Origin of the sequence: Brachyspira pilosicoli (genome assembly GCF_019402445.1) — a bacterium.
Taxonomy (GTDB): Bacteria; Spirochaetota; Brachyspiria; order Brachyspirales; family Brachyspiraceae; genus Brachyspira; species Brachyspira pilosicoli_B.
Window position 1 is genome coordinate 1 of sequence record NZ_SRZM01000107.1, and the last position, 613, is coordinate 613.

Consider the following 613-nt stretch of genomic DNA (forward strand, 5'->3'; position numbering starts at 1 on the left):
ATCAGCTTTTTTTTCTTCTTTACCAATATAGCTAATAACTCCATTTTCTATTAAAATATTACTACTACTATAAACTGTATCATTATCATCACAAGTAACTATTGAAGAAGCATTTTTGATAAAAAGACTTGACATATATTTTATACCTCCAATTGATTTAAGATAAGGCAACTTATAGTCAATTATTGAGGTAATTGGTAGAAACGTTCAGCCTATTATGAACTTATATAAGTATGTAAAACTGCCTAAATGATATTATAAAAGATTTCTGTTTTATGTCAATTAAGATTATTAAAATTTTACATTATCAAATAATTAGATTTAGTTCATTTTTCTAAATATATTGAGTTATTAATATACAAAAAAGCACAGCCTTAAAATATTAAAACTGTGCTTATTATTTTATTTTTTTAAATATTTATTTTCTGTTTCATCTGCAAGTTTATACATTTTATCTTCATCTACAGTTTGTAATCTTCCTTTTTCCACAACAACTTTTCCATTAACTATAGTATAATCAACATTTCCTTTCCAGCCTATAGTACCGAATAACGATTTAGGGTCAAAGTTAGCACCAACCATCTCTAATCTTCTCATATCTATCATAAATAAA

The 613-nt window shown here is 24.5% G+C and carries 1 pseudogene and 1 riboswitch; the pseudogene reads right to left on the minus strand.

Annotation, left to right across the window (positions count from 1 at the left end):
* Positions 1-155: 155 nt before the first annotated feature.
* Positions 156-251: riboswitch (purine riboswitch) on the minus strand.
* Between the two features lie 151 nt (positions 252-402).
* Positions 403-613, minus strand: a pseudogene (locus E6A48_RS04370) (8-oxoguanine deaminase); the annotation flags it as partial.